This is a genomic window from Tessaracoccus pujii, assembly GCF_054483895.1.
In genome coordinates, this window is record NZ_CM137012.1 from 1,329,535 (window position 1) to 1,355,136 (window position 25,602).

24 protein-coding genes are annotated in these 25,602 nt (G+C 68.6%); 8 read left to right on the plus strand and 16 right to left on the minus strand.

What is annotated here, in order from left to right:
• Positions 1-55: 55 nt before the first annotated feature.
• The 3 genes from ACX1D0_RS06525 to ACX1D0_RS06535 form a co-directional block, all read right to left on the minus strand.
• Positions 56-1,654, minus strand: coding sequence for an ABC-F family ATP-binding cassette domain-containing protein (locus tag ACX1D0_RS06525; RefSeq protein WP_459020066.1), 1,599 nt, complete (start codon positions 1,652-1,654; stop codon positions 56-58).
• Between the two features lie 135 nt (positions 1,655-1,789).
• Complete coding sequence (gene rarD / locus ACX1D0_RS06530) at positions 1,790-2,686, minus strand: EamA family transporter RarD (RefSeq protein WP_459020067.1); 897 nt, start codon at positions 2,684-2,686, stop codon at positions 1,790-1,792.
• A gap of 32 nt (positions 2,687-2,718) precedes the next feature.
• Positions 2,719-3,546, minus strand: a complete 828-nt coding sequence (locus tag ACX1D0_RS06535; protein WP_459020068.1) for an alpha/beta fold hydrolase — start codon at positions 3,544-3,546, stop codon at positions 2,719-2,721.
• A 213-nt stretch (positions 3,547-3,759) separates the two neighbouring features.
• On the opposite strand from ACX1D0_RS06535, the gene ACX1D0_RS06540 reads away from it, so the two are divergent.
• On the plus strand, positions 3,760-4,362 hold the full coding sequence (locus tag ACX1D0_RS06540) for a sensor histidine kinase (RefSeq protein ID WP_459020406.1): 603 nt from the start codon (positions 3,760-3,762) through the stop codon (positions 4,360-4,362).
• Positions 4,363-4,525: 163 nt separating this feature from the next.
• On the opposite strand, the gene ACX1D0_RS06545 is transcribed toward ACX1D0_RS06540, so the two are convergent.
• From ACX1D0_RS06545 to ACX1D0_RS06590, 10 genes are all read right to left on the minus strand, one after another.
• Positions 4,526-5,602, minus strand: a complete 1,077-nt coding sequence (locus tag ACX1D0_RS06545) for a hypothetical protein (protein ID WP_459020069.1) — start codon at positions 5,600-5,602, stop codon at positions 4,526-4,528.
• Positions 5,603-5,676: 74 nt separating this feature from the next.
• Positions 5,677-6,588, minus strand: coding sequence for a hypothetical protein (locus tag ACX1D0_RS06550; protein ID WP_459020070.1), 912 nt, complete (start codon positions 6,586-6,588; stop codon positions 5,677-5,679).
• Between the two features lie 154 nt (positions 6,589-6,742).
• Positions 6,743-7,141, minus strand: a complete 399-nt coding sequence (locus ACX1D0_RS06555) for a metal-sulfur cluster assembly factor (protein WP_459020071.1) — start codon at positions 7,139-7,141, stop codon at positions 6,743-6,745.
• 51 nt (positions 7,142-7,192) lie between these two features.
• A complete protein-coding gene (sufU, locus tag ACX1D0_RS06560; protein WP_459020072.1) occupies positions 7,193-7,642 on the minus strand; it encodes a Fe-S cluster assembly sulfur transfer protein SufU in 450 nt (149 codons plus the stop codon).
• A gap of 3 nt (positions 7,643-7,645) precedes the next feature.
• Complete coding sequence (locus ACX1D0_RS06565; RefSeq protein WP_459020073.1) at positions 7,646-8,884, minus strand: cysteine desulfurase; 1,239 nt, start codon at positions 8,882-8,884, stop codon at positions 7,646-7,648.
• Positions 8,885-9,076: 192 nt separating this feature from the next.
• Entirely contained in the window at positions 9,077-9,841 is a 765-nt protein-coding gene (sufC, locus tag ACX1D0_RS06570; RefSeq protein WP_459020074.1) for a Fe-S cluster assembly ATPase SufC, read from the minus strand.
• Positions 9,842-9,901: 60 nt separating this feature from the next.
• Entirely contained in the window at positions 9,902-10,228 is a 327-nt protein-coding gene (locus ACX1D0_RS06575; protein ID WP_459020075.1) for a Rieske (2Fe-2S) protein, read from the minus strand.
• Positions 10,225-11,412 (minus strand): Fe-S cluster assembly protein SufD, encoded by a 1,188-nt coding sequence (sufD, locus tag ACX1D0_RS06580; protein WP_459020076.1) that lies wholly within the window; start codon positions 11,410-11,412, stop codon positions 10,225-10,227. Before sufD ends, ACX1D0_RS06575 begins: the two co-directional genes overlap by 4 nt.
• Before the next feature lie 48 nt (positions 11,413-11,460).
• The gene (sufB, locus tag ACX1D0_RS06585) at positions 11,461-12,903 is read right to left on the minus strand and encodes a Fe-S cluster assembly protein SufB (protein WP_459020077.1); all 1,443 of its coding nucleotides are present in this window, start codon (positions 12,901-12,903) and stop codon (positions 11,461-11,463) included.
• A gap of 8 nt (positions 12,904-12,911) precedes the next feature.
• Positions 12,912-13,529 (minus strand): helix-turn-helix transcriptional regulator, encoded by a 618-nt coding sequence (locus tag ACX1D0_RS06590; RefSeq protein WP_459020407.1) that lies wholly within the window; start codon positions 13,527-13,529, stop codon positions 12,912-12,914.
• 215 nt (positions 13,530-13,744) lie between these two features.
• On the opposite strand from ACX1D0_RS06590, the gene ACX1D0_RS06595 reads away from it, so the two are divergent.
• The 5 genes from ACX1D0_RS06595 to ACX1D0_RS06615 all read left to right on the plus strand — a co-directional run bounded on the left by ACX1D0_RS06595 (position 13,745) and on the right by ACX1D0_RS06615 (position 18,675).
• Positions 13,745-14,446 carry an ABC transporter ATP-binding protein gene (locus ACX1D0_RS06595; protein WP_459020078.1) on the plus strand — a complete coding sequence of 234 codons (702 nt, stop codon included), beginning with the start codon at positions 13,745-13,747 and terminating at the stop codon, positions 14,444-14,446.
• Entirely contained in the window at positions 14,443-15,201 is a 759-nt protein-coding gene (locus ACX1D0_RS06600; RefSeq protein ID WP_459020079.1) for an ABC transporter permease, read from the plus strand. Before ACX1D0_RS06595 ends, ACX1D0_RS06600 begins: the two co-directional genes overlap by 4 nt.
• A complete protein-coding gene (locus ACX1D0_RS06605) occupies positions 15,189-16,115 on the plus strand; it encodes a COX15/CtaA family protein (protein WP_459020080.1) in 927 nt (308 codons plus the stop codon). The genes ACX1D0_RS06600 and ACX1D0_RS06605 overlap by 13 nt, the downstream gene beginning before the upstream one ends.
• The gene (locus tag ACX1D0_RS06610) at positions 16,066-18,042 is read left to right on the plus strand and encodes a M3 family metallopeptidase (protein WP_459020081.1); all 1,977 of its coding nucleotides are present in this window, start codon (positions 16,066-16,068) and stop codon (positions 18,040-18,042) included. The genes ACX1D0_RS06605 and ACX1D0_RS06610 overlap by 50 nt, the downstream gene beginning before the upstream one ends.
• 66 nt (positions 18,043-18,108) lie before the next feature.
• Positions 18,109-18,675, plus strand: coding sequence for a DinB family protein (locus ACX1D0_RS06615; RefSeq protein ID WP_459020082.1), 567 nt, complete (start codon positions 18,109-18,111; stop codon positions 18,673-18,675).
• Positions 18,676-18,734: 59 nt separating this feature from the next.
• Here the strand turns inward: ACX1D0_RS06615 and ACX1D0_RS06620 are convergent, their stop codons facing one another.
• The 3 genes from ACX1D0_RS06620 to ACX1D0_RS06630 all read right to left on the minus strand — a co-directional run bounded on the left by ACX1D0_RS06620 (position 18,735) and on the right by ACX1D0_RS06630 (position 22,515).
• Positions 18,735-20,165: an MDR family MFS transporter gene (locus tag ACX1D0_RS06620; RefSeq protein ID WP_459020083.1), complete on the minus strand. Its 1,431-nt coding sequence runs from the start codon at positions 20,163-20,165 to the stop codon at positions 18,735-18,737.
• 61 nt (positions 20,166-20,226) lie between these two features.
• Positions 20,227-21,552 carry a DUF4921 family protein gene (locus ACX1D0_RS06625; RefSeq protein WP_459020084.1) on the minus strand — a complete coding sequence of 442 codons (1,326 nt, stop codon included), beginning with the start codon at positions 21,550-21,552 and terminating at the stop codon, positions 20,227-20,229.
• Positions 21,553-21,588: 36 nt separating this feature from the next.
• Positions 21,589-22,515 (minus strand): heme o synthase, encoded by a 927-nt coding sequence (locus ACX1D0_RS06630; RefSeq protein WP_459020085.1) that lies wholly within the window; start codon positions 22,513-22,515, stop codon positions 21,589-21,591.
• 103 nt (positions 22,516-22,618) lie between these two features.
• Here ACX1D0_RS06630 and ACX1D0_RS06635 point away from each other — a divergent pair, with 103 nt between their 5' ends.
• Together ACX1D0_RS06635 and zwf are read left to right on the plus strand one after the other, a co-directional pair.
• Positions 22,619-24,010, plus strand: a complete 1,392-nt coding sequence (locus ACX1D0_RS06635; RefSeq protein WP_459020086.1) for a glycosyltransferase family protein — start codon at positions 22,619-22,621, stop codon at positions 24,008-24,010.
• 53 nt (positions 24,011-24,063) lie between these two features.
• A complete protein-coding gene (zwf, locus tag ACX1D0_RS06640; RefSeq protein ID WP_459020087.1) occupies positions 24,064-25,596 on the plus strand; it encodes a glucose-6-phosphate dehydrogenase in 1,533 nt (510 codons plus the stop codon).
• The last annotated feature ends 6 nt before the right edge of the window (positions 25,597-25,602 follow it).

A 25,602-nucleotide genomic window follows, 5' to 3' on the forward strand; every position in this document is an offset into this window, starting at 1 on the left:
CTGCGGAACCCCTCGCAGGCCAGCTCCGCCCGTCGAGGGAGCCTCCGGGCGTCCGTCAGGCGAGGTCGATCAACTCCTGGTACTCGTCGCTCCACAGGTCCTCGACGCCGTCCGGCATGACGAGAACCCGGTCGGGCTCCAATGCCTCGACCGCCCCCGGGTCGTGCGTCACGAGGATCACCGCACCCGCGTAGGTGCGGATGGCGTTGAGCACCTCGCCGCGAGACGCGGGGTCCAGGTTGTTGGTGGGCTCGTCGAGCAGGAGCACGTTGGCCGCGGACACCACGAGCATGGCGAGCGCCAGCCTGGTCTTCTCGCCGCCGGACAGCACTCCGGCCGGCTTCTCCACGTCGTCTCCGGTGAACAGGAACGAACCCAGGACCTTGCGCACCTCGGTGTCGTTGAGGTTGGGTGAAGCGCTCTTCATGTTGTCCAGCACGCTGCGCTTGACGTCGAGCGTCTCGTGCTCCTGAGCGTAGTAGCCGAGCTTGGCGCCGTGGCCGTGCTCCACCTCGCCAGACGAGGGCTCCTCCATGCCCGCCAGGAGACGCAGCATGGTGGTCTTGCCGGCGCCGTTCAGGCCGAGGATGACCACCTTGGAGCCCTTGTCGATGGCCAGATCGACGGCCGTGAAGACCTCAAGTGAACCGTAGGACTTGCTGAGGTCGTGACCGCGCAGGGGGGTCTTGCCGCACGGGGCCGGCTCCGGGAAGCGGATCTTCGCCACCGCGTCGACACGGCGCTCGCCCTCGACACCGGCCATGAGCTTCTCGGCCCGCTTCGCCATGTTCTGCGCCGCGACGGCCTTGGTGGCCTTGGCGCGCATCTTGTCCGCCTGGGCCATCAGCTGGGTGGCCTTGCGCTCGGCGTTGGCCAGCTCCCGCTTGCGTCGCTTCTCGTCCGTCTCGCGCTGCAGCAGGTAGCGCTTCCAGTTCATGGAGTAGATGTCCAGCTCGGCGCGGTTGGCGTCCAGGTGGTAGACCTTGTTGACCACGGCGTCGAGCAGCTCGGTGTCGTGGGAGATGATGATCAGGCCGCCGGGGAAGGCCTGGAGGTAGCTGCGCAGCCAGACCACGGAATCGGCGTCGAGGTGGTTGGTGGGCTCGTCGAGGAGCAGGGTCTCCGCGTCGGAGAACAGGATGCGCGCCAGTTCGATGCGTCGGCGCTGCCCGCCGGACAGCGTCTTGAGGGGCTGGCCCAGCACGCGGTCCGCCAGACCGAGATTGGCGGCGATCCGCGCCGCGTCCGCCTCGGCGGCGTATCCGCCCGCGGCCATCAGCGCCGCCTCGGCGTGGGTATAGGCGGCCATGGCCTCCTCGCGGACGGATTCGCTGTGGCTGCCCATCGCCTCCTCGGCGCGTCGCATCCGATGGATCACCTGATCCAAGCCTCGGGCGCCCAGGATCCGGTCCCGGGCGATCTGCTCGGGATCCCCCGAGCGTGGGTCCTGCGGAAGGTAGCCCAGTTGGCCGGCGCGCGTCACGGCCCCACCGGCGGGCAACGATTCGCCCGCGAGGATCCGCGTCAGCGTGGTCTTCCCGGCACCGTTGCGGCCCACCAGACCGATCCTGTCACCAGCGATGACCTGGAAGGACACCGGTGACAGCAGCAGCCTCGCGCCCGCGCGCACCTCGATGTCCTTGACCTGTAGCACCTTGTTAGTCTCCCTGCGTTGTGCCCTCAGGGCAAACCGGGCTCCGGCGCTGCGTGCGCGCGGCCCCGGCGCACGAGTGGGGGCTGGAGCGCTGAGGGCGTGTATGCTTGACCGGTCGGGCTGGCGCTACTTCCACTAGCGCCAGCCCTTCTTCGCGCCCCAGGGCCTCGTCTGCAGCAGGGCGTCGGCGACGAAGAGCGCCACCGCCGCCCACACCAGAGTGAATCCCGCCCAGCGCGCCGCCGGCATCGGCTCGTCGAACACCAGCCAGCCCAGCAGGAACTGCCCGATGGGGGCCAGGTACTGCAGGATGGCGATGGTGACCATCGAGACCCGCCTGGCGGCGGCCGCGAACAGCAGCAGCGGGACTGCGGTGACGATGCCTGTGGTGGCCAGAAGCACCCCGTACCCGCCCGTCGCGGTGGACGCGCCCGTCGTAGTGAGCACCGCGAGGTAGACCACGGCCACCGGCGCCACCGCGGCTGTCTCGATCGCCAGCCCGGGGAGGGCGCCTACGGAACGGCCGGCGAGTTTCTTGACCAGCGAGTAGACGCCGAAGGAGCCGGCCAGTGTCAGGGCGATCCAGGGGAACTGGCCGTAGCCCACCACCATCACCGCCACGGAGGCCGCGCCGAACGCCATCGCCAGCCACTGCAGCCGGCGCAGGCGCTCGCCGAGGACGACGATGGCCAGCGCCGCCACGGCAAGCGGGTTGATGAAGTAGCCCAGCGCGGTCTCCAGCGTCCGCTCCGTCATCACCGCGAACACGTAGGTGGTCCAGTTCACGACGATGAGCACGCCCGCCAGCGCCAGGGAGGCGGCGGTCCGCCGGTCGGCGAACACGGCACGCAGGTGACCCCACTGCCGCAGCGCCGTCAGCAGGATCAGGCAGAAGCCCAGGGACCACAGCGCGCGGTGGGCCACCACCTCGAACGGACCCGAGCGGCCGAAGAACTGGAAGTACAGCGGGAAGAGGCCCCACAGCCCGTAGGCCGCGAGCCCGTAGCTCAGGCCAGCCCTGTGATCGCGCACCGGGCGAGCCTACCGCCCGGGCCCCTGCGCCCTTACAGGCGAGCCAGGAAGTCCAGGACGGCACCCTGCCAGAGGGCGGCGTGGGAATCGTTGGCGCCGTGCGGAGCCCCCTCGAGGACCACGAGTTCGGAGCCCGGCACGAACTCGCCCATGCGGCGGCTGGACTTCTCCAGCGGCACGTTGATGTCGCCGTCGCCGTGGATGACAAGGGTGGGGACGTCGATGGCTCGACAATCGTCGCGCAGGTCCGTTGCCCACAGCAGGATCGTCTCTACGGCGGCGCGCGGGTCAGACTGCTTCGCGATGGCCAGCGCCCGGAGGCGGGTGCCCTCGTCCACCTGCAGCCCGCCGTCGGCGGTGCTGTAGAACCAGGTGATGAACTGGTCGAGGAACGTGTCCCGGTCCTGGGCGCACTGATCGGCCATGCCCTGGAACCCGTCGATCGGCATGGCGCCGTCAGGGTTGTCCTCCGTGATGCAGAGCGCGGGCGTGATAGAGCCCGAGAAGATTGCTCCGGCGATCCTCTCGTGGCTGTGGCGCGTGAAGTAGCGGGCCACCTCCCCGCCTCCCATCGAGAATCCGAGCAGGACGGCGTCGCGCAGGTCCAGGTGCTGGATGAGGGCGGCGAGGTCATCGGTGAGCACGTCGTAGCCGAAGCCGCCCTCCGGCTTGTCGGAGGCGCCGAAGCCGCGACGGTCGTAGGTGATCACTCGGTGCCCGGCCGCGACGAAGGCCGCCGTGTTGCCGGAGAAGGCCTCCCCGGACAGCGGCCAGCCATGGACCAGGACGAGCGGACGGCCGCCGCCCCCGCTGTCGGTGTAGTGCAGGCTGAGGCCATCGGCGGTCATGAACGTGGGCATCGTCGCCTCCCCGGGTCGGTGCAAGGGTCCTGCCCCCGAGGCTAGTGCGGTTCCGGGCGGCCGTCAGCCGTTCCGGGCTCCTGGCGATGCCCGAAAGTTGATCGGGGAGTCGACCAACGTGCCCGGTTCCTCCGCGGCTGCGCCGTTGCGTCCTGATCGTGGGCGAGGTGTTCCTCGTGGGGGCCTAACGTCACCGTCGGATCAACCAGGGACCTGCACGACACCGTCGCACAGACGTTTTCGCACGCCGCGATGCGCGCGCACGTGCTCGCCATGCACCCGGACGCGTCACCCCCCATCCCCGAGGAGCTCGCCGTGATCGCCGACGAGTGTTCCTCGTCCGCGCACGACCGCCGGCAACTGCTGTCGCCGCTGCGCGAGCATGAGGACGGCGCCTCGCCGTCGTTCGTCGGTCCCTTCGCGGATGCGGACACGCTCGAGGCCGCCGTGGAGGAGCAGGCAGAGCGCCTGCGCGCACACGGTTTCATGGCAGCCACCGAGGTGCGCGTGGGGCCCCTCAGCCCGGCCCGTGCCGCGACGCTGACGAAGGTCACCGTCGAGGCCACCACCAACATGTTCAAGCACGCCCCCGCCGGAACGCTGTGCCAGCTCTCCGTCACCGACGACGGCGGCGACCTCCTGGCCGTGCTCAGCAACCGCACGCTCGCCAGGAAGGTCAACCCACGAAGGCTGGGCCTCATCGGCATCGAGGAGCGCGACGGCCTGCTCCGGGGGACATGCACCCTGGATCGTGACGGCGGCTGGTGGCACGTGAGGGTGAGATTCCCCCGCGGTTTCGAGGCCACGCACCCCTGACCTGGCCCAGGAAGTTCACCCGATTGGCACGCAGACAACGCCACAAGCAGTGTCAGGAGACCGGCGCCTCGGACCTGACGCGTGCCGCAGCGCGCTCAATACAGGTAGCCACGATCCGCCCAGGGTAGTCACCACGCGTATAACTATGACGAAGAACCACGTGTCAGCCGCACACTGTTGAGTCGAACTCGGATGCCGGAATCTCCACACTGCCGGTGGCCAAAGTCTCTCGGTCGAGCAGACGCATTAGGCGCAGCGAGCCGCCAACGAAACGCGGCACGGCCCAATCCCGATATACCTCGTGAATCACGCCGGTTCTCGTGTTGATCACCCGCACGGTGTAGTAGTCACCTTCCCAGACCAGGTACGTGAACAGATCGTCCTGGACTAGCTGTGACGCGCCACTGAGGAACGCGCTCTGCTCGGTTGCCTCGATTTCGATCGCAGCCGGCCATCCAGGGCGCCAGATCACGAGACCATAGGTACCGGATGCGCCCCCGTCGCCCGGATCACGGGTCAGCACGTAGAGTCCACCAGTCGCAACATATCCCGAATAGCCCATGTCGATATCGGCCAACTCATGCGGAATAGACCAGCTCGCGCCCGTGGAGAGATCAACACCCGTGAGCGTGGTGAAATACTCGCGTGCGGGGTGGAGCGCCTGCCACACAACGGTGTGATCATCCAAGAGCTGGGGGGCGTACACCACGCCCGCCGCGAGAACTCGACCGAGTCGCTTATCGAGGTCGTACAGCACGATCTCGCCTGGGTGGTCCTTCGAGGGCTGGCTCCAGACGACCTGCGAGCCCCGGAGCTGCGGAGAGACGAATCCACTCATCTCCGTGCCATCAGGTAGCGCCCCGATCTCCCAGGGCGGCTCATGCGGGTGAAGCCTGTCCCAGGCCCAGATCTGCCACGGGGACGCAACCTCGGGTGTGTCATTCGTGTAGAAGACGACGTAGCGATCGCTCACCTGCGGCGGTCCATTCACACGATCACCATTCCAGCCGTCCGGGTCCGGCCTCGGCAGTGGTTCACTCTCGTAAAGGAGACCAGAGTCACCATTCATCTCCCACACGAGCCTCATCGCCGGGTGCCGCAACACCAGTGCCTCATCGCGATAAACAACGTCCGAGTCGCGCCTGAAATCCTCAGGCTGCACCAGAGCGTCGACCAGGCACGTCGCGAGCACCGGATCCTCGGAATACAGGGCGGAAGACTGCCGGGGGCCAAGTGTCACGAGAGCAGGATGCGTGGGGGTGACATTCGGCGGATCCGACGATGACATGCCTCGCGGAATCCCTGAGCAACTCGTCAACAGAATGCTGAATAGGGCCAGCCACATGCCGAGCCCGAGTCCTCGTTCCATAGCGCACTCAGTAGAGGTAGCCCACGAGCGCCCAGGATTGTCACGAGTTTATTGGAATCGATATGGTATTTCGAGGGCACTGCCTCGAATCCTGACATTCCACTCGCGGGATCCCGCACATGGGACGTGGCGCCGTAGTCCTTGAAGCCGCTGATTTCCACATGCTGTTTGTACGTCTTCGTCTCGCTGTAGCCAGGGGCATGGGGCCCACCTGACACCATGTACATGTTTCCGATCAGTGGATAACGTCGTCCCGATCCCGTCAGTCCGAGGATGCTCACATAGAGCCGCCCCACATATGTCGACTTGTCGGCGGATGTCGGGGTGTAGGGCAGCCACTGGATGTCCCACGCGAAGCCGCGCCCCCGATTCCATTCAGGACCGAATGCATCGTCCCGAGATAGGTGCCGGTTCCGCCGCATGTGATCCCCACCGACGCGGCCAGTTCGGATTGTGTCTTCACGACACTCATGTGGCTCAGCGCCATGCGCATCGACGCGGGCCCGCACCAATTGGAGCACTGCTGAGGCTGCCAGTTGTTGACCATATAGGAGCTGTAGGTCGGAACGTCCCCGTTCAGTGCTGTCACAGATGACTGCACTGCTCAACTCACTGGCCACCACTCCCTGTGGAGTGACGTCAAAGCGTCGCAGCGCGGCGTCGCGCGCGACGCGACGGGAGGCCAGAATCTCCTCGACCTCGGGTGGCGGAGCCGGATCATCTGTCCGCCGCGGACCGCCGTCACCATCCAACCCGATTGTCGAAGTGTCCTCTGACGGCGGCGACGCCCACCCCTGTTGCGCCCCACCCAGAACAATGGCCCAGCCGATCAGTGCAGCCGACAACCTCTTGATCATGCGTGGATCCCCCTTTCGGAAGCGGGGGCGGCGACGCCCTTACCGTGACACTACGCGACGTAGTAGCTCACTTCGGGGGTGTCTGGACACCGAAGAACCTGGGGAATTGGCAGCACGGCACCACCCCGCCAGGCGGGAGAAGGGCCCGGACCACTCAGAGGTTGTAGCCGATGGCGCGCAACTGTTCGCGGCCGTCCTCGGTGATCGCCTCGAGGCTCCACGGCGGCAGCCACACCCAGTTGATCGTCGCCGAGGCGACCAGGCCTTCGAGGACGTACTTCGTGTCGTACTCGATCTTGTCCGTGAGCGGGCAGGTGGGCGACGTGAGCGTCATGTCGATGGTCGCGTTGCCGTACTCGTCGACCTGGACGCCGTAGACCAGGCCGAGGTCGACGACGTTGACCATCAGTTCGGGGTCGACGACGTCCTTCATCGCCTCGAGGATCTCGTCCTCGGTGGGCAGTGCGCTCGCCGGGGCGGCGGGTTGGGAGAGGTCGACGTGGGGCAGCTCGTCCTTGACGAGGTCGCTGGGCCGCTGTTCTGGGGTGTACATGAGGTGCTCCTTCGAGAGTTGTCCAGGCGTGTTCGCCGGGGGTTGGGCGGATCAGCCGGCGGGGTTGTGGGAGGTGGCCTGCAGCGTCGCGTCGCGGACGGCGGACCAGCCGAGCAGCGCGCACTTCACTCGGGCCGGGAACTTGGAGACGCCGGCGAACGCGATGGCGTCCTCGAACACCTCCTCGTCGGGCTCGATGCGGCCCTGGCTCTGCATCATCTCCAGGAACTTGTCGTGGAGGTCCAGCGCGTGGGCCGTCGAGTCGCCGATCAGCAGGTCCGTCATCACCGAGGTGGAGGCCTGCGAGATGGAGCAGCCCTCCCCCTTGTACGAGATATCACGGATGGTGTCGCCGTCGAGGTGCACCCGCAGCGTGAGCTCGTCGCCGCAGGACGGGTTCACGTGGTGCACCTGCACCTCGTAGGGCTCGCGGAGCCCGGAGTGGTGCTTCTCGCGGTAGTGATCGAGGATGATCGTCTGGTACAGCTCGTCGATATTCACGGGTCAACCTCCGAATCGCGGGGCGAAATAGTTGCGGGTGAACACGAGCGCGTCGGCCAGCGCGTCGATCTCAGAGCGTGTCGTGTACAGGTACGACGATGCCCGGGTGGAGCTCTGGTGCCCGAGCCGCTTGTGCAGGGGGCGGGCGCAGTGGTGACCGCCCCGGATGGCGACGCCGCGTGAGTCGAGCACCTGCATCACGTCGTGGGGATGCACGTCGGTGATGTTGAAGGAGATCGCGCTGCCGCGGTCCACGGCTGTCCACGGGCCGAGGAGAACGAGGCCCTCGATGCCGGTGAGCTTCGCCAGCGCGTACTCCGTCAGCTCCTGCTCGTGCGCCGCGATGGCCTCCATGCCGATGCCTGTGAGGTAGTCGACGGCAGCACCCAACCCCACGGCCTGCGCGATCGGCGGGGTGCCGGCCTCGAAGCGGTGCGGCGGCGGAGCGTACGTCGAGTGGCTCATCTCCACCACCTCGATCATCTCGCCGCCACCCATGTACGGCGGCAGCTCGGCGAGGAGGTCGTAGCGCCCCCAGAGCACGCCGATGCCCGTGGGGCCACACATCTTGTGCCCGGTGAACGCCACCAGGTCCGCCCCCAGCGCGGCGACATCCGTGGTCTGGTGCGGCACGCCCTGGGAGGCGTCCACCACCATGACCGCGCCGACGGCGTGCGCCTGGGCCGCGATCTCCGCAATCGGGTTCTTCGTCCCGAGGACGTTGGAGACCCACGTCAGCGAGACCACCCTGGTGCGCTCGTTGATCAGGTCCTCGCCGACGGCGCCTTCCAGGTCCAGGCGGCCCTCGTCGGTCACGTCGAACCACCGGAGGGTGGCGCCACTGCGCTGGCAGGCCATCTGCCACGGCACGATGTTGGAGTGGTGCTCCATCACCGAGATCACCACCTCGTCGCCGGGCTTCAGCCGCGAGCCCAGCGTGTGCGCCGCGAGATTCAGCGCCTCCGACGCGTTCTTGGTGAACACGACCTCCTCGGGACGCGCGGCGTTGATGAAGCCGGCCACCTTGGATCGGGCACCCTCGAACGCCTCCGTGGCCTCCGCGCCGAGCAGGTGCATGGCGCGCGCCACGTTGGCGTTGTGCTGCAGGTAGTGCTCGGCGATCGCGTCGACGACCTGACGAGGCTTCTGCGACGTGTTGGCCGAGTCCAGGTAGACCAGGGGCCACTCCCCCACCCCGCGCTGCAGGATCGGGAAGTCCCCGCGGATCTGTTCAGTCAACATGAGTGGTCACCAAGTCTGTGAGCGTCGAATGTGAGCGGAGAAACGGCCCAGTGGTCGGTTTGGGCCAGCGAAGGGGGCCGGTCGCGGTAGGTCGGGCGCTGGGCAAGGCACGCCGCCTTGACGGCGTGCCGGCCCCCGTCGGGCAGCCCGCACCCGACCACAGGGACCCGTCCACCACCGCTCCCGACCGCATCATGCCGCCGCGGACGCCTTCACGTAGGCCTCGTAACCGGTGGCCTCGAGGTCGTCGGCCAGCTCCTTGCCGCCCTCGGCGACGATGCGGCCGTCGACGAACACGTGCACGAAGGTGGGTTCGATGTAGCGCAGGATGCGGGTGTAGTGCGTGATGAGGATCACCGCGCGGTCACCCTGCTCGGAGTAGCGGTTGACTCCCTCGGAGACGATCTTGAGCGCGTCGATGTCGAGGCCGGAGTCGGTCTCGTCGAGGATGGCCGCCTTGGGGTTGAGCAGCTCGAGCTGGGTGATCTCGTGGCGCTTCTTCTCGCCACCGGAGAATCCCTCGTTGACGGAGCGCGCGGAGAAGGTCTTGTCCAGCTGCATCCGCCCGAGGGCGCCCTCCACCTCCTTGACCCAGGTGCGGACCTTCGGGGCCGCACCGTCGAGGGCGGTCTTGGCGGTGCGCAGGAAATTCGCGACGGACACGCCCGGCACCTCCACCGGGTACTGCATGGCCAGGAACAGGCCGGCGCGGGCACGCTCGTCAACCTTCAGTGCGGTGAGCTCGATACCGTCCAGGGTCACCGAACCCTGCGTGATGACGTACTTCGGGTGGCCGGCGATGGCGTAGGCGAGCGTGGACTTGCCCGAGCCGTTCGGGCCCATGATGGCGTGGATCTCACCCGGCCTCACGGTGAGGTTGACGCCCTTGAGGATGGGCTTGTTGCCCTCCTCGGTGATGACGTCGACGTGCAGGTCTGAGATGACAAGAGTGGACATGGTTGCTGGTTCTCCTGAGTGAATCGAGGTGGGGGGTCGGTGGGGGCTGGCCCCCGTGCGTCAGTAGGTGGCGGGAGCGTCGACGTCGATCTGGACGTCGTCACCCTCGATGCGGCACGCGAACACCCGGACGGGTGCGGTGGCGGGGAGGTTGAGCGGGCGGCCGGTGGCCAGGTCGAAGGTGGAACCGTGCAGGTAGCACTCGATGGTCCCGCCCACGACGTCACCGTCGCTGAGCGCGACCTTGCCGTGGCTGCACTCGTTCTCGATGGCGTACACCTTGGTGTCGTGCAGCACCAGGGCGACGGTCAGCTCGTCGTCGACGTCCACCGCCAACGGCTTGTCCTGATCCAGCTGCGCGACCTGGGCGACGGTGACGAAACTCATTCGTGCGCCTTCGTCGCGGTGCTGCCGTGGACCAACTCCAGCTCCCGCTCCACCTGGGCCAGCAGCCGCTGCTCGATCGCCGACACGCCGATGCGGCGGATGATCTCGTTGAAGAAGCCGTGCACGATGAGGCGGCGCGCCTCGTCCTCCGGGATTCCGCGGCTGTTGAGGTAGAACAGCTGGTTGTCGTCAAAGCGGCCGGTGGTCGACGAGTGCCCGGCGCCCGCGATCTCGCCGGTCTCGATCTCGAGGTTCGGCACCGAGTCGGCCTGGCAGCCGTCGGTCAGGACCAGGTTCTTGTTGGACTCGTAGGTCTCGATCTGCTTGGCGACCTTGCGGATCAGCACGTCGCCGATCCACACCGAATGCGCGCCCTTGCCCTGGAGTGCGCCGCGGTAGTCAACGTTGCTCTTCGTGTGCGGCTCGTTGTGATCGACGAACATGCGGTGCTCGACGTGTTGGCCGCCGTTGACGAAGTAGAGGCCGAACTGCTCGATCGCCCCGCCTGGCCCCGCGAAGCTGGCGCGTTCGGCGATCCGGATGGCCTTGCCTCCGAGGGACGCATGGATGGTGCGGACCCGGGCGTCGCGGCCCACCTGCACCGAGATCTGCGCGCCGTGGACGGCGTCCTCGGCCCAGTCGTTGACGTAGACCAGGTTGATCTCGGCGCCGTCTGCGACGCGGAAGTCGTACTTGGCCGCGTACTGGGCCGACCCCTCGAAGTGCAGCACCAGGGTGGCCCGGGAGTGGCGGCCGAACTCCACGACGAAGGATTCCGCCGCGTGCTGGCCTGTGCCGGTGGCGGTGAGCACGATGGGCTCGTCGATGACGGACTCCGCCGCGACGACCATGTGGACCGCCTCGGCGGTGCGCTGGGCGGCGATGGCGGACAGCCTGTCCACCGGGGGCTCGACGGCCAGTTCGCGGGCCTCTGCGGGCGTCACCCTGCGCAGCTCGACGCCGGGCGGGAGGTCGCCGGCCCAATCGAGTCCGCCGAGCACGGCGCCCTCCTGCAGGAGAGGGCGGAGCGCCTTGAGCGGCGAGAACCGCCAGATCTCCTCGCGGCCCGTGGGCATGGGGTGCCTGGCCACGTCGAAGCTGGGCTCCGGGTGCAGGTGGGACTCGATGGTCTCGATGGCGCCCGCCACGTTCAGTGCGGCGTCGGGCATGGTTGCAGTACTCACGTCAGAATTCACTTTCATCACAGGTGGGTGGGGAGGAATGGCCGGGCCTCAGCCGACCGCGCCTTCCATCTGCAGTTCGATCAGGCGGTTGAGCTCCAGCGCGTACTCCATGGGCAGCTCGCGGGCGATGGGCTCGACGAAACCGCGCACGATCATCGCCATGGCCTCGTCCTCGCCCATCCCGCGGCTCATGAGGTAGAACAGCTGGTCCTCGGACACCTTCGACACGGTGGCCTCGTGGGCCATCGAGACGTCGTCCTCGCGGACGTCGACGTAGGGGTAGGTGTCCGAGCGGGAGATGTTGTCCACCAGCAGCGCGTCGCACTTCACCGACGACGCGGAGTGCGACGCCCCCGGCTCAACCTTCACCAGGCCCCGGTAGGAGGAGCGTCCGCCGCCCCGGGCCACCGACTTGGAGATGATGGAGCTCGAGGTGTGGGGTGCGCAGTGCACCATCTTCGAGCCGGCGTCCTGGTGCTGCCCAGGACCGGCGAACGCGATGGAGAGCGTCTCGCCGCGGGAGTGCTCACCCATCAGGTAGACGGCCGGGTACTTCATGGTGACCTTGGAGCCGATGTTGCCGTCGATCCACTCCATGGTGGCGCCCTCTTCGCAGACGGCGCGCTTGGTCACCAGGTTGTACACGTTGGTGGACCAGTTCTGGATGGTGGTGTAACGGCAGCGCGCGTTCTTCTTCACGATGATCTCGACCACGGCCGAGTGCAGCGAATCCGAGGAGTAGATCGGGGCGGTGCAGCCCTCGACGTAGTGCACGTAGGCACCCTCGTCGACGATGATGAGCGTCCGCTCGAACTGGCCCATGTTCTCGGTGTTGATCCGGAAGTAGGCCTGCAGCGGGATGGTGACGTGGACGCCCTTGGGCACGTAAATGAACGAGCCACCGGACCACACGGCCGTGTTGAGCGAGGCGAACTTGTTGTCCCCGACCGGGATCACCGTGCTGAAGTACTCCTGGAACATCTCCGGGTACTCCTTGAGCGCGGTGTCGGTGTCCAGGAAGATGACCCCCTGCCGTTCGAGCTCCTCGTTGATCTTGTGGTAGACCACCTCGGACTCGTACTGGGCCGCGACACCGGAGACCAGGCGCGCCTTCTCAGCCTCCGGGATGCCGAGCCTGTCGTAGGTGTTCTTGATGTCGTCGGGCAGGTCCTCCCAGGTCTGGGCCTGCTTCTCCGTGGAGCGCACGAAGTACTTGATGTTGTCGAAGTCGATGCCGCTGAGGTCCGCACCCCAGGTGGGCATGGGCTTCTTCTCGAACAGCTTGAGTCCCTTCAGGCGGAGGTCGCGCATCCACTCGGGCTCGTTCTTCAACCCGGAGATGTTCGTCACGACGCCCTCGTTGAGACCGCGCTTGGCGGTGGAGCCGGCGGAATCGCTGTCGTGCCATCCCCACTGGTACTTGGAGAGGGCCTCGATGTGTTCGTCCTGCGTGGCGCCCAATCCGGGGGCCTGCGGTGCAGTCTGAGTCATATCTGACGTCACTTTCTTCTCGGGATCTGGGGGGTGGGCAGGCGGTGCGGCACGTGGGTGGTGCACACCCCGTCGCCGTGGGCGATGGTGGCGAGCCGCTGCACATGCGTGCCGAGCAGCCGCGCGAACAGGGCGGTCTCGATCTCGCACAGCACCGGGAACTCGGTGGCCACGTGCGCGATCGGGCAGTGATGCTGCAACAACTGGTTGCCCGAATGCAGTGGGCGGATCGAGGGGGCGTATCCGTCGACGGCCAAGGCCTCGACGAGCAGGTCCATGGCGGGGCGCTCGGGGTCCGCGTCCCGGGCGGCGCGGAAGCGGTCCTCGATGCACGCCACCCGACCCTCGGCGACCTCCCGCACGGCCTCCGGGCCCTCGGCCTGGGCCAGGCGCCTGAGCGCCGCGATGGCCAGATCGTCATACGCCTGGCGGAACACGGCGCGGCCGCTGTCGGTCAGCGCGAACACCTTGGAGGGGCGCCCGCGGCCACGCACCCCGAACACGCGCTGTTCGCGGGAGGTCAGCGTGCCGTCGCCCAGCAGCACGGCAAGGTGCCTGCGCACGGCCGCCGGGGTGAGGTGCAGGCGCTCGGCCAACTGCTTGGCCGTCTGGGGGCCGTCGTTCATGATGAGATCGACGACGCGTCGTCGGGTCGGGAGATCGGTTCCCTCCAGCGCACCAATGGTCACCTGCCTCACCCCTTCCTCGAATTAGCCTACGTCAGTCTTTCCAATTCTCCTTCACAATTCAAGGAAGGCCACCCTAAGTCTCACGGCCTGGGACCTCGGCGGCCCCCGGTCTCCGCGGAGTTGTCCCGCCGTCGCGGCGCTACGCTGTCCGGGTGCCCGTCCTCGAAGCCCGCCACCTCACCGTGTCGTACGGCCCCGTCCAGGCCCTCGCCGGGCTGACACTGCAGGCTGAGGCCGGGCGGATCACCGCGCTGCTCGGGCCCAACGGGGCCGGCAAGACCACGTTCATCCGCTGCTGCACCGGGTTGGAGCACCCCCAAGGCGGCGCCCTCACCCTCTTCGGGGCCGCACCGGGATCGCCGCAGGTTCTCCCCCGCATCGGCCTCATGCCGCAGGCCACCGGCGCCTGGTCCGGCATCACCCCGCTCCGCCTGCTGCGGTACCTGTCGCGCCTGTACGCATCACCACAGCCCGTGGAGAGTCTCATCTCCCTGCTCGGGATATCGGGCTTCGCCACCACTCCCTACCGACGCCTGTCAGGCGGCCAGCAGCAGGCCGTCAACCTCGCCGGCGCCCTCGTCGGCCGGCCGGACCTGGTGTTCCTGGACGAGCCCTCGGCCGGGCTGGATCCACGAAGCCGACGGGCCACCTGGCAACTGATGGAGCGCGTGCGCGCCGCGGGTGTCGCCGTCGTCCTCACCACCCACGACATGCACGAGGCCGAGGCCCTCGCGGATTACGTCTACATCGTCGACCGGGGGCGGGTGACCGCCTCCGGCACCGTGACCGAGCTCACCGAGCACGGCAGCCTCGAGGACGCCTTCCTGCACCACACCACCGGAGACCGGTCATGACCCTGGACTTCGCCCCCGCCGCCGCGCCGGCCACGCTCGGCCGGCGCGTCTGGGCCCACGCCACCACCGAGGCCGGACTGATCCTGCGCAACGGCGAGCAGGCCCTGCTGGCGGTCGTCATCCCGGTGGCGATCCTGCTGGGCGGGCGGTTCCTCGGCGGCCGGTTGGGGCTGGGCCTCCAGGAGACGGCCCCCTCGGTGCTGGCCCTGGCGATGTGGAGTTCGGGCCTCACCACGCTGGCCATCGCCACCGGCTTCGAGCGCCGCTACAACGTGCTCGAGCGCATGGCCGCCACGCCGCTGGGAAAGACCGGCATCCTCCTGGGCAAGGGCCTGGGTATCGCGCTCATCACGGCCGGCCAGGTGGCGGTCCTGGCCGTGGTGGCGCTCGCCCTGGGATGGGATCCCACCTTCACGCCGGCGTCAGCGGCCGTCGCTCTCGCCGTCGGCGTGCTCTCGATGGGCGCCTTCGCGGGTCTCGCCCTGGCCATCGCCGGCTCGCTGCGGCCGGAGGCCACCCTCGCCGTCGCCAACCTGCTCTACCTCGTGGGCATGCCGATGGGCGTACTGCTCCCGGTGTCGCGGCTTCCGGCATGGGCGCACCCCATCGTCGCCGGGACCCCCACCGGCGCCCTCGGCGAGACCCTGCGGGCAGCGGCGCAGGGCCAGGCCCTAGGCTGGCCGCTACTGGTGGCCGCACTATGGTGTGCGGCAACCCTGACGCTCGCGTGGAAGGTGTTCAAGTGGACGTCCTGAGGAAACTGGTGGACGGCGAACGCGCCCTGCGCACCTGGCTGTGGATCTCCCTGGTGTGCAATATGGGCATCATCGTCACCGGGGCCGTGGTGCGCCTCACCGGCTCCGGCCTGGGCTGTCCGACCTGGCCGCGCTGCACCGACGAGTCCTACGTTCCGCACGAGGCCTACGGAATCCACGGGGTGATCGAGTTCGGCAACCGGTTGCTGACCTTCGTGCTTGTCGCCGCCGCGCTCGGCGCTTTCATCGCCGCCTGGCGCAACCGCGGTCGCGGCTCCACGCTGTGGTGGATCACGCTCGGCGTGGGGCTGGGGATCCCCCTCCAGGCCATCGTGGGCGGCATCACCGTGCTGACCAGCCTCGACCCGTCCTGGGTGGCGCCGCACCTCCTGCTGTCGATCGTGCTCATCGTGGTGTGCGTGTGGGCGCTGCGGGTGGGCTACGGCACGGCGCCCACGCCTGTGGCCCCCGGCGCCCGGTGGCTCGTCATCGCCACATTCGCCGCGTCCATGACCTCCATCGTGGTGGGCACCGTGGTGACCGGGGCGGGACCCCACGCCGGCGACGCCGCGGCCCCCCGCAACGGTGCGGACATCGAATCCGTCGCACGGCTGCACTCCCTGTCCGCGTGGCTGGTGGTGGCACTGGTCGTCGCCTGCGTGTGGCTGTTCAGCCGAACCGGTCAACGCCGCCCCGCGCGGGCCGCACGGCTCACGCTGATCACGGTCGCCCTCCAGGGCGTCATCGGCTACGCGCAGTACTTCCTCGGCCTGCCCGTCGGCATCGTGATACTGCATATGGTGGGGTTGACAGTGCTCACCGCGGCTGTGTCCTGGCTGCTGGTGTCGACGACGAGGAGTGCCCGTGCCCACCAACCCGGTCCTGACCACCGACCTTCCCTTCACGCTTCCTGACTTCGCGTCGGCGACGCCTGCCGACTACCGGGCGGCGTTCGAAACCGGCATGACCGCGCAGTTGGCGGCGCTGGGCCGCCTCCGCGACGAGGACGCTCCACCCACCGTCGACAACGTGCTCGGCGCCTGGGACGACGCCGAGGCCACGCTTCGCCGCACCCTCAACGCCTTCTATGCGGTGCACTCCTCCGACGGTTCGCCGGAGCTGGATGCCATCGACGAGGAGATGTCGCCGAGGCTTGCGGAGCACTGGGACGCCATCTTCCTGGACCGCGGCCTGTTCGCCCGGCTGGAGGCGCTCCGGTCGCGGATCGAGGGCGGCGACGGGGAGGCCGACGAGCAGGACCGCTACGCGCTCGACGAACTGCTCCGCGCGTTCCGCCGGGCGGGCGTCGAACTCGCCACCGAGGCCCAGTCCCGGGTGCGGGAGCTCAACCGGCGCCTGGCCGAGCTGTCGACGAGGTTCGAGGTGCTCAACCGGGAGGCGCGCAACGCCGGCGGCATCGTCGTCACGGAGGAGGAACTCGTGGGCCTCTCCGACGACGAGCGCGCTTCCCTGCGGCGCGACGGCGTCGCCCGGATCGACCTGGTCAACACCACGCAGCAGCCGCTCGCGGTCAAGCTGGCCGACGCCGGGGTGCGCCGTCGGCTGTTCGAGGCGTCCACCACCCGCGCGCTGGCCGGGGAGTTCGACACGCGGGCCGTGGTCGTCGCGATCGCCCGCGCCCGCGCCGAGCGCGCCACACTCCTGGGCTACCCCCACCACGCGGCGATCGTGGCCGAGGCGGGAACCGCGACGAGCACCGAGGCGATCCTGGCGATGCTGGTGCCGCTCGCCCGGGCGGCGCTCGCCAAGGCTCGGGAGGAGGCCGCCGAGCTGCGGACCCGCTACGCGGACCTCGCGCCGGGCCAGGAGTTCACGGCGGCGGACTGGAGCTACGTCGAGGCGATCGTGCGCCGGGAACGGTTCGCGTTCGACGAGGCCGAACTGGGCGGCTACCTGCAGGTGGGCAAGGTGCTGGATGCCGTCTACGCCGCGGCCACCGAGCTGTACGGGATCACCTTCCAGCCTGTCGACGGGGTGGTGGGGCACGCACCCGAGACCCAGGCGTTCGAGGTGCGCGACGCCGACGGCTCCACCCTCGGCCTGTTCCTCATGGACTTCTGGGCCCGCCCCACCAAGCAGGGCGGCGCCTGGATGAGCAACATCGTGGACCAGTCCACACGGGACCGGACGCTGCCCGTGGTGACCAACAACTGCAACTACACGCGCGCCACCACGTCGATCAGCTGGGACGACGTGATCACCATGTTCCACGAGTTCGGTCACGCCCTGCACGGCCTGCTGGCGAACTCGAAGTACGCCTCCCGGTCCGGCGCCAACACGCAACGCGACTTCGTGGAGTTCCCCAGCCAGGTCAACGAGCACTGGGCGTGGACGCCCGGCCGCGTGCTGCCGGGCGAGTGGGCGTCGCGGCTGGAGGAGGCCAGCCGGTTCGGGCAGGGCTACGCGACGGCGGAGACCGAACTGGCGTCGCTGCTCGACCTGGCCTGGCACATGACCCCGCTCGACGAGCTCCCCACCTCGGCCGACGAGGTGGAGGCCTTCGAGCGCGCGGCCCTGGACCGGTGGGGTCTCGTCGACGACCTGGTGCCGCCCCGCTACCGCAGCCAGTACTTCGCACACATCTGGGGCGGCGGCTACGCGGCCAGCTACTACGGCTACGCCTGGGCGAAGGTGATGGACGCCGACGCCGTGGCGTGGTTCGAGGAGCAGACCGGTCCCCTGCGCGAGGCCGGAGACCACTTCCGGCGCACGCTTCTGGCCCCGGGCGGGTCGGTGGACCCGATGGAGACCTACCGCCGGTTCCGCGGCCGCGACCCGCAGCTGGCACCACTGCTGGAGCGGCTGGGGCTGACCCTCTAGCCCGAAGGGTCGGCCCACGACAGTCGGTAGGCCGCGGCGGCCGGGTCGCGGGGGCAGAATGGCTGCATGGACATCAAGGAGACCCTGCTCCGCCACCTTCGCGCCTCCCGGGAGGGACTCCTGTGGAAGGTGGAAGGACTGAGCGAGCGGGAGCTACGCCTCCCCCGCACCGTCACCGGCACCAACCTGTTGGGGCTGGTCAAGCACTGCTCCCTCGTCGAACACGGCTATTTCGTCGACTGCTTCGGGCGTACCTCCCCGCTCACCCTCCCCGTGATCGACTACGACGCGGACCCCAACGGTGACTTCTACGCCACGGCCGGTGAGCGGGCCGTGGACCTCGTTCGCCTCTACCGCGAGGTGGGTGAGGTGGTGGATCGGGCCATCGGTGAGATGCCGCTCGACACGCCGGGGCGTGTGCCCTGGTGGGGTGACAAGGGCGACACCACCCTGGGCCGGGTGCTGGTGCACGTGCTGGGCGACGTCACCCGTCACGCCGGCCATGCTGACATCCTCCGTGAGGGCATCGACGGGGTGGCAGGGCTGCGCAGCGGACACACCAACCTGTGGGAGCCCGTCGAGGGGTGGGCTGCCCACTCCGAGAAGCTGACCCGTCTGGCGGAGGAAGCCTGACGCCGCCCCCTCCCTAAGAAGTGGCGGCCGCGAAGCGGTGCGGCTTCACCCGCCGGGGGTCAGTGGGCCGCGAAGCCCGGCCCGTCGACGTCCGCGGGCCGCTTGAGGAACAGCCCCGCGACGACCGCCGCGGTCCAGATGGCGCCCGCGGCCATGAACGCCCACCGCGCACCGGCGAGCATGGCCTCCTCCTCGGATGCCGCGGCCGGGGCGGCAGCAGCTGACTGCATGGCGAAGACGGTGACGAAGACCGCGGTGCCGGTGGCGCCCGCGACCTGCTGCACCGTGCCGACCACGGCGGATCCGTGCGAGTAGAGCGCGCGCGGGAGGGAGCCGAGCGCCACGGTGAACAGCGGCGTGAACATGGCGGCGAAACTGACACTCATCACGACGTGCCCGAGCGTGATCGCCCACCACGGAGTGGCGATCGTGATGGTGGCGAAGAACGCGAACACGCCCATCACGACGACGCTGGCGGGCACCACCAGCACCCGGGGCCCGTAGCGGTCGTAGAGCCGCCCGACCACCGGGGACAACAGCCCCATCGCGATCCCGCCCGGGAGAAGCATCAGCCCCACCTGGAGCGGCTCCAGGCCGAATGCCCGCTGAAGGATCAGCGGCAACATGATGATGGTGCCGAACAGCGCCATCATCGCGATCGACATCACCACCACCGCCACCGTGAACGTCGGGTCGCTGAAGGTTCGCAGGTCCAGCAGCGCCGCGTCCCGCGACTGGAGCACGAACTGCCGGCCCATGAACGCGGCCAGACCACCGACGCCGATCCCGATGGCGAGCATCGGCACCCAGACCTCCACCTCGTCGGATCCCACGAGGCTGAGTCCGTAGACCAGCGGCCCGAACGCGAGCAGTGTCAGCGGTACTGAGACGAGGTCCAGCGGAGTGGCCTTGGTCTCACCGACGTCGGTCAGGCGCCGATATCCCAGCACCAGCATGAGCAGCGCGATCGGCAGCACCACCCAGAAGATCCCGCGCCACGATGCCGCCTGGAGGATGACGCCGGACAGGGTGGGTCCGACGGCGGGGGCCACCGAGATCACCATCGAGACGTTGCCCATCACCCGGCCCCGATGCTCCCGCTCGACGAGCTGCATGATGGTGGTCATCAGCAGGGGCATCATGATGGCGGTCCCGGTGGCCTGCACCACGCGCCCCAGCACCAGGAACGTGAAACTCGGCGCCACGGCGCACGCCAGGGTGCCGAGACTGAACAGGCTCATGGCGAGCGCGAACATCCGGCGCGTGGGCAACCGGTCCAGCAGCCAGCCCGTGACAGGGATGACGACGGCCATGGTCAACATGAATGCCGTGGTCAGCCACTGGGCCGTGCGTTCCGTGATGCCGAGGTCGGACATGATCGAACTCAGGGCGACGTTCATGGTCGTCTCGTTCAGGATGACGACGAAGGCAGCCACCAGCAGGATGGGGATGACCCCGGGGCTGGCGGGGCGGGGCATATCGGTGGACATGGACGGTCCCTTCGTGGCAGGTCGGGCTGCGGGCCGGACGCCTGAGCGCAGAGGCAGGAGCCTAGCGACGGTACCGCAACGGGTTGGGGCGGCCGGGCGCCTCCGTCCCGATGGCGAGGCCCGGAGCGATGAGTCCGCGCTCACGGAGATCGACCAGCGCGGTAACGACCCGGGCACGCAGCGTAGCCGGTGCGATGGTATTGAGGTAGATCGTCGTCGCTCCCTCGAAGCCCGCCACCGTCGAGACCCGCCATTTGAGCAGCACCCGCCACGGCATCGGCAGGGTCACGTCGATCGGGCGGTAGTGCCACTCCTCATTGGACGGGACGGCCGGGCCGGTGGCCGCGTGCATTGCGTGGATCATGTCGGACATGCCGCGCACCTCGTCGTCGCGCTGCTGCCACGGGTCCGACTCCTCGCTGGTGGAGTGGATCTCGATCGTCGGGTACCGGTGGCCGAAGCCCGCGAACGCGACGGCGTACTCGCTTTCGGCGATGATGAGGTTGCCGCGGGCCGCGTAGTTGGGGCCCGACTCGTTGAACAGGTTCTGATTGTCGCGGAGCCTGGCCAGGGTCGCCTCGTGCTGCGCACCGCGTTCGTCGATGGTGACCAACTGCTTGTGCAGGTGGTCGAAGGAGGCGCCGGCGGGCTTCAGCCAGTTCTGGAACACCGCCACGTACCGGGCGTAGCGGTTGATGTCGTAGGCCATCCTGGCCGACTCGACGGTGTAGGACACGAACCGGGCGTGCTCGTCGGGCGTGAGGGTCCCAGACGAGGCGAGCTGTGAGTCGTCGGTGGCGCCGTCGACGAAGTGCCGCCGGGCCACGATGAGGTCGTGGCCGCCGCCGAAGAACCCGCTCGCGCGGGCGATCCGCTCCTCGACGGGGAGCGCCTCCACCTCCACCGCCGTGAGCCCGGAGGCCCGCAGCTTCGCCCCGATGACGGCGAGCACGTGCGCCCGTCCGGCTGGGGACGCCAGGTAGGCGTCGCGGCGGACGCGGACCCGCTCCGGCAACTCGTATCCGTAGTTGCTGTGCCAGTAGTCGAAGCTGAGGATCTCGAAGAGGTTCGGGACACGGCGGAACTCCGCGACGGTGTCGAACAGATCCTCAGCGGGGTTCCGGTAGAGCGTCTCCCACTGCCCGCCGGTTCGGATCACCCGGGACTTCTCCGGCGGCGTGTCCAGATAGCGGGCCTGGCAGAAGGGGCAGTGACGCCCGTGAGCGGCCGGATCCAGAGGCTGAGGGGTCCGAGGATGGACGCCCAGGGGCCGGTCGGCGCGTCCCGCCACCGTCCACACCTCGGTCCCTGTCAACGGGTTGATCTGCTTGACGGTGCCATCGCGCAGCACGCTCACGTAATCGGGCTCGCGCGCGAAGGGCTGCATGCCCCGACGATAGTCCGCGGCGCGCGGCGGCGGACCCTAGAAGATCAGCGGGTCGATCGCGACCGCCAGGAACAGCAGCGCCAGGTAGGTGTTGCTCCAGTGAAACAGCCGCATCGCCTTCAGCTGCGGCCCATCGGCGCCGGAGCGTGCACGCCGCCACAGCGCACCCGCCTCGACCAGGAAGACGACCCCCAGCACCCCCGCGACGATCGGGTACAGCGGCCCCGTGGGGGTGACCGGCCACAGCAGCAGCGACACCGCGACGGTGCCCAGCGTGTACCAGAAGATCTGCGCCGCGACGCGCGGGGGCGTGGAGACCACGGGCAGCATGGGCACCCCGGCCGCGGCGTAATCGTCGCGGTACCGGAAGGCCAGCGCCCACGTGTGGGGAGGCGTCCACAGGAACACGACGGCGAACAGGATCAGCGGCGCCCAGTCGATCCGGTTGGTCACGGCAGTCCATCCGATGAGCGGAGGGAAGCACCCGGCGATCCCGCCCCAGACGATGTTCTGCCACGTGCGGCGCTTGAGCCACATCGTGTAGACGAACACGTAGAAGGCGTTGGCCACCAACGCGAGGACGGCGGAGAGCCAGTTGGCTCCGAGGCCCAGCACCAGGGTGGCCAGGATGCCGAGCACGACGCCGAAGATCAGCGCGTTGCGCGTGGAGACCTGATGCCTCGGCACGGGACGACGCCGGGTGCGCCGCATCACCTCGTCGATGTCGGCGTCGATCACGCAGTTGAAGGTGTTGGCCGACGCTGCGGCGAAGAGCCCGCCCACCATGACCACGACGATCAGCCGCCACGGGGGCAGGCCACCGGCGGCGAGGAACATCGCCGGTGCGGTGGTCACCAGGAGGAGTTCGATGATGCGCGGCTTCGTGAGGGCGATGTACGCCTTGACCACATCCAGGAAGCGGGCCCCCGGGGACGCAGCGACGGAGCCGACGGCCACACCCACCCCATTCCTTCTCAGTTAGCTCCCGGCAGTCTATCGCGCGGCGCGAGGGTGCCCAAAGCAGACCGTCCCCCCTGCCGGCCCGCACATGCGGCAAGCTGGGCCCGTGCAGACGATCATCCGCCGCCTCTGGTGGCCCTGGCTGGTCGCCGCACTGATGCTTGTGACGACGATCGTCGTCTGGGCTCCTCACCTTGACGATCGGGCAGCGTGGCGGGACGAGGCGGCCACGATGATCTTCGCCTCATTTCCGCCTGCCGACCTCTGGCGGGCCACCGGGCACGTGGACCGCACCATGGTGGTCTACTACGTTCTCGTCTCTCCCCTCGCCCAGTCCCTCACCGCTCTGCGCGCCGTCAGCCTCGTCGCAGGCGGTGTGTCCATCGGTGTGACCGCCTGGTTGGCCACCCGGTGGTGGGGTGTGCCCGCCGGGCTGGTGGCCGGCATGTTCCTCCTGGTCAACCCGCTGCTGAGCCCCTATCTTCTCGAAGCTCGGAGCTACACACTCGTCACGGCGTTCTTCATGGTCGCCACGGCGTTGTTGATGGCGGGCACTCCCAGCGGAGGGACATGGGCTCTCTACGGCGCGGCACTGACGATGGCCATCCTGATGAACATGCTGATGGCGCCCGCGGTCCTCATCCACGTCATCCACGTCGCCGTGCGGATGCGGCGACGGGCCCGGTGGGCCCCGCTGCTCGCCTGGAGCACCGCGGCCGGAATCCCTGTCAGCCTGCTTCTGTCAAGCCGCGTGACCACTGGACAACTCTCGTGGATTCCACCCGCGACGGTGGAGTCGGTCACAGCCCTGTACGGATCTGCCAGCGGGGGGCTCTGGTTCTGGGCGCTCGTCGGGGTGCTGATCGTGGTACTGCTGGGGGGCGGGAGGCGCCTCTCGGGGGAACCGTTGCTGGGAGTGGCATTGGTCATCATCCCGGTGGCCGCCAACGTGGTCGTCTCTGCCGTCGTGACTCCGATGTTCTATCCTCGCTACCTCCTGCTGCTGCCCTTCGGTTTCGCGCTGATGCTGGCCGCATGGGCAGGGATGGCGCGGTCGCGCCGCCTCGGGGGCTCGGTCGTGGTTCTGGCTGCGGCCCTGGCCGCCACCTGGACCTGGCAGGCGCAGGAGCGCCCTGCGACACCCCACCCCCCGCCGCTGCTCGTCGGCCTGGCCGACCGGGCCCGCGTCGGCGACTCGCTGGTCATCGACCAGACGTTCGCCAGCACAGGACACATCGGGGCCATCGCGCTCGGCCTTCGGGACGAGTCGCTGTGGGAGGACGCGCGGCGACTGGCGCTCGATGTCGGTCCCCGGGGTCGGGTGCACGCCCGGATCACATGGATCGACGAGGGCGGCCTACGGACCGAATCGGCCGTTCGGCCCGGCCCAGGCACCACCTGGATGATCTCGGTGGATCCCCTCGACGGCTGCGCCGTGGTGGAGTCGTTCACGTGGCCGCCCTACACGGTGCACCGGCAGATGTGCACCGCCGGATGAGGCCGAGCTGAAACCATCCTGCCAAATCCGAGGAACGGGGACTAGGGTTGGCCATGATGAACACGTATGAGAACCCGCTGCGCGACCCTCAGGACCGTCGGCTTCCGCGGATCGCCGGGCCCTGTGTCCTGGTCATCTTCGGGGTGACCGGTGACCTGTCGCGGAAGAAGCTGATGCCGGCCGTCTACGACCTCGCCAACCGCGGCATGCTGCCGCCGGGCTTCGGCCTGGTGGGATTCGCCCGGCGGGACTGGGCGGACCAGGACTTCGCGCAAGTGGTCCACGACGCGGTGAAGGAGAACGCCCGCACCCCCTTCAGGGAGGAGGTGTGGGAGCAACTGCTGGAGGGTATCCGGTTCGTGCCCGGCACCTTCGACGACGACGCCTCCTTCGACCGCCTTCGCGCCACCATCCAGGAGCTCGACGACGCCCGCGGCACGGGCGGCAACCACGCCTTCTACCTGTCGATCCCGCCGTCGAGCTTCGAGCAGGTCATGACTCAGTTGCGACGCCACGGGATGACGGAGCGAGACGAGGCCAACTGGAACCGGGTGGTGATCGAGAAGCCCTTCGGGCACGACCTCGCCTCCGCCCGGGAGCTCGACAACGTGGTCTCGGCGCTGTTCCAGCCCCATGAGGTGTTCCGCATCGACCACTACCTGGGCAAGGAGACGGTGCAGAACATGCTGGCGCTCCGGTTCGCCAACCAGATGTTCGAGCCGATCTGGAACAACCACTACGTCAGCCACGTCGAGATCACCATGGCGGAGGACATCGGCATCGGTGGCCGGGCGGGCTACTTCGACGGCATCGGCATCGCCCGCGACGTCATCCAGAACCACCTCCTGCAGCTTCTGGCGCTGACCGCCATGGAGGAGCCGACGTCCTTCGAGGCCGGCCAGCTGCGCGCGGAGAAGCAGAAGGTGCTGGCCGCCGCCCGGGTCCCGGACCGTTACGACCTGCACACCGCCCGCGGCCAGTACGCCGCCGGCTGGCAGGGCGGCAGGCCAGTCATCGGGTACCTGCAGGAGGACGGGGTGCCGGAGGGCTCCAGGACCGAGACCTTCGCAGCCATGCGGGTGGACATCGACAACCGACGGTGGGCGGGCGTCCCCTTCTACCTCCGCTCAGCCAAGCGGATGCCGCGTCGCGTCACCGAGGTGGCGCTCAGCTTCAAGCGCGCCCCCCACCTGCCGTTCACGGCCACCGACACCGAGGAGCTCGGCACCAACGCCCTCGTGATGCGGATCCAGCCCGACGAGGGCGTTACGCTCCGGTTCGGCGCAAAGGTCCCCGGCACGCAGATGGAGATCCGCGAGGTCTCCATGGACTTCGGCTACGGCGGCTCATTCACCGAGTCGTCGCCGGAGGCCTATGAACGGCTCATCCTGGATGTGCTGCTCGGAGACCCGCCGTTGTTCCCGCAGCAGGAGGAGGTGGAGTTGAGCTGGAAGATCCTGGACCCGGTGATCAACTACTGGGCCTCCGTCGAGGATCAGCCAGAGCAGTACCAGTCCGGCACGTGGGGACCCGCGTCCGCCCACGAGATGCTGGCCCGTGACGGTTTCAGCTGGCGCAGGCCGTGAGGAGCC

Excerpts from the sequence above, each read along its gene's own strand:
- ACX1D0_RS06535 (WP_459020068.1), bottom strand. The coding sequence starts at position 3,546 with ATGCCCACGTTCATGACCGCCGATGGCCTCAGCCTGCACTACACCGAC.
- ACX1D0_RS06550 (WP_459020070.1), bottom strand. The coding sequence starts at position 6,588 with ATGATCAAGAGGTTGTCGGCTGCACTGATCGGCTGGGCCATTGTTCTG.
- ACX1D0_RS06555 (WP_459020071.1), bottom strand. The coding sequence starts at position 7,141 with ATGTACACCCCAGAACAGCGGCCCAGCGACCTCGTCAAGGACGAGCTG.
- ACX1D0_RS06565 (WP_459020073.1), bottom strand. The coding sequence starts at position 8,884 with ATGTTGACTGAACAGATCCGCGGGGACTTCCCGATCCTGCAGCGCGGG.
- sufC (WP_459020074.1), bottom strand. The coding sequence starts at position 9,841 with ATGTCCACTCTTGTCATCTCAGACCTGCACGTCGACGTCATCACCGAG.
- ACX1D0_RS06575 (WP_459020075.1), bottom strand. The coding sequence starts at position 10,228 with ATGAGTTTCGTCACCGTCGCCCAGGTCGCGCAGCTGGATCAGGACAAG.
- sufB (WP_459020077.1), bottom strand. The coding sequence starts at position 12,903 with ATGACTCAGACTGCACCGCAGGCCCCCGGATTGGGCGCCACGCAGGAC.
- ACX1D0_RS06590 (WP_459020407.1), bottom strand. The coding sequence starts at position 13,529 with ATGAACGACGGCCCCCAGACGGCCAAGCAGTTGGCCGAGCGCCTGCAC.
- ACX1D0_RS06600 (WP_459020079.1), top strand. The coding sequence starts at position 14,443 with ATGACCCTGGACTTCGCCCCCGCCGCCGCGCCGGCCACGCTCGGCCGG.
- ACX1D0_RS06615 (WP_459020082.1), top strand. The coding sequence starts at position 18,109 with ATGGACATCAAGGAGACCCTGCTCCGCCACCTTCGCGCCTCCCGGGAG.
- ACX1D0_RS06620 (WP_459020083.1), bottom strand. The coding sequence starts at position 20,165 with ATGTCCACCGATATGCCCCGCCCCGCCAGCCCCGGGGTCATCCCCATC.
- ACX1D0_RS06625 (WP_459020084.1), bottom strand. The coding sequence starts at position 21,552 with ATGCAGCCCTTCGCGCGCGAGCCCGATTACGTGAGCGTGCTGCGCGAT.
- zwf (WP_459020087.1), top strand. The coding sequence starts at position 24,064 with ATGATGAACACGTATGAGAACCCGCTGCGCGACCCTCAGGACCGTCGG.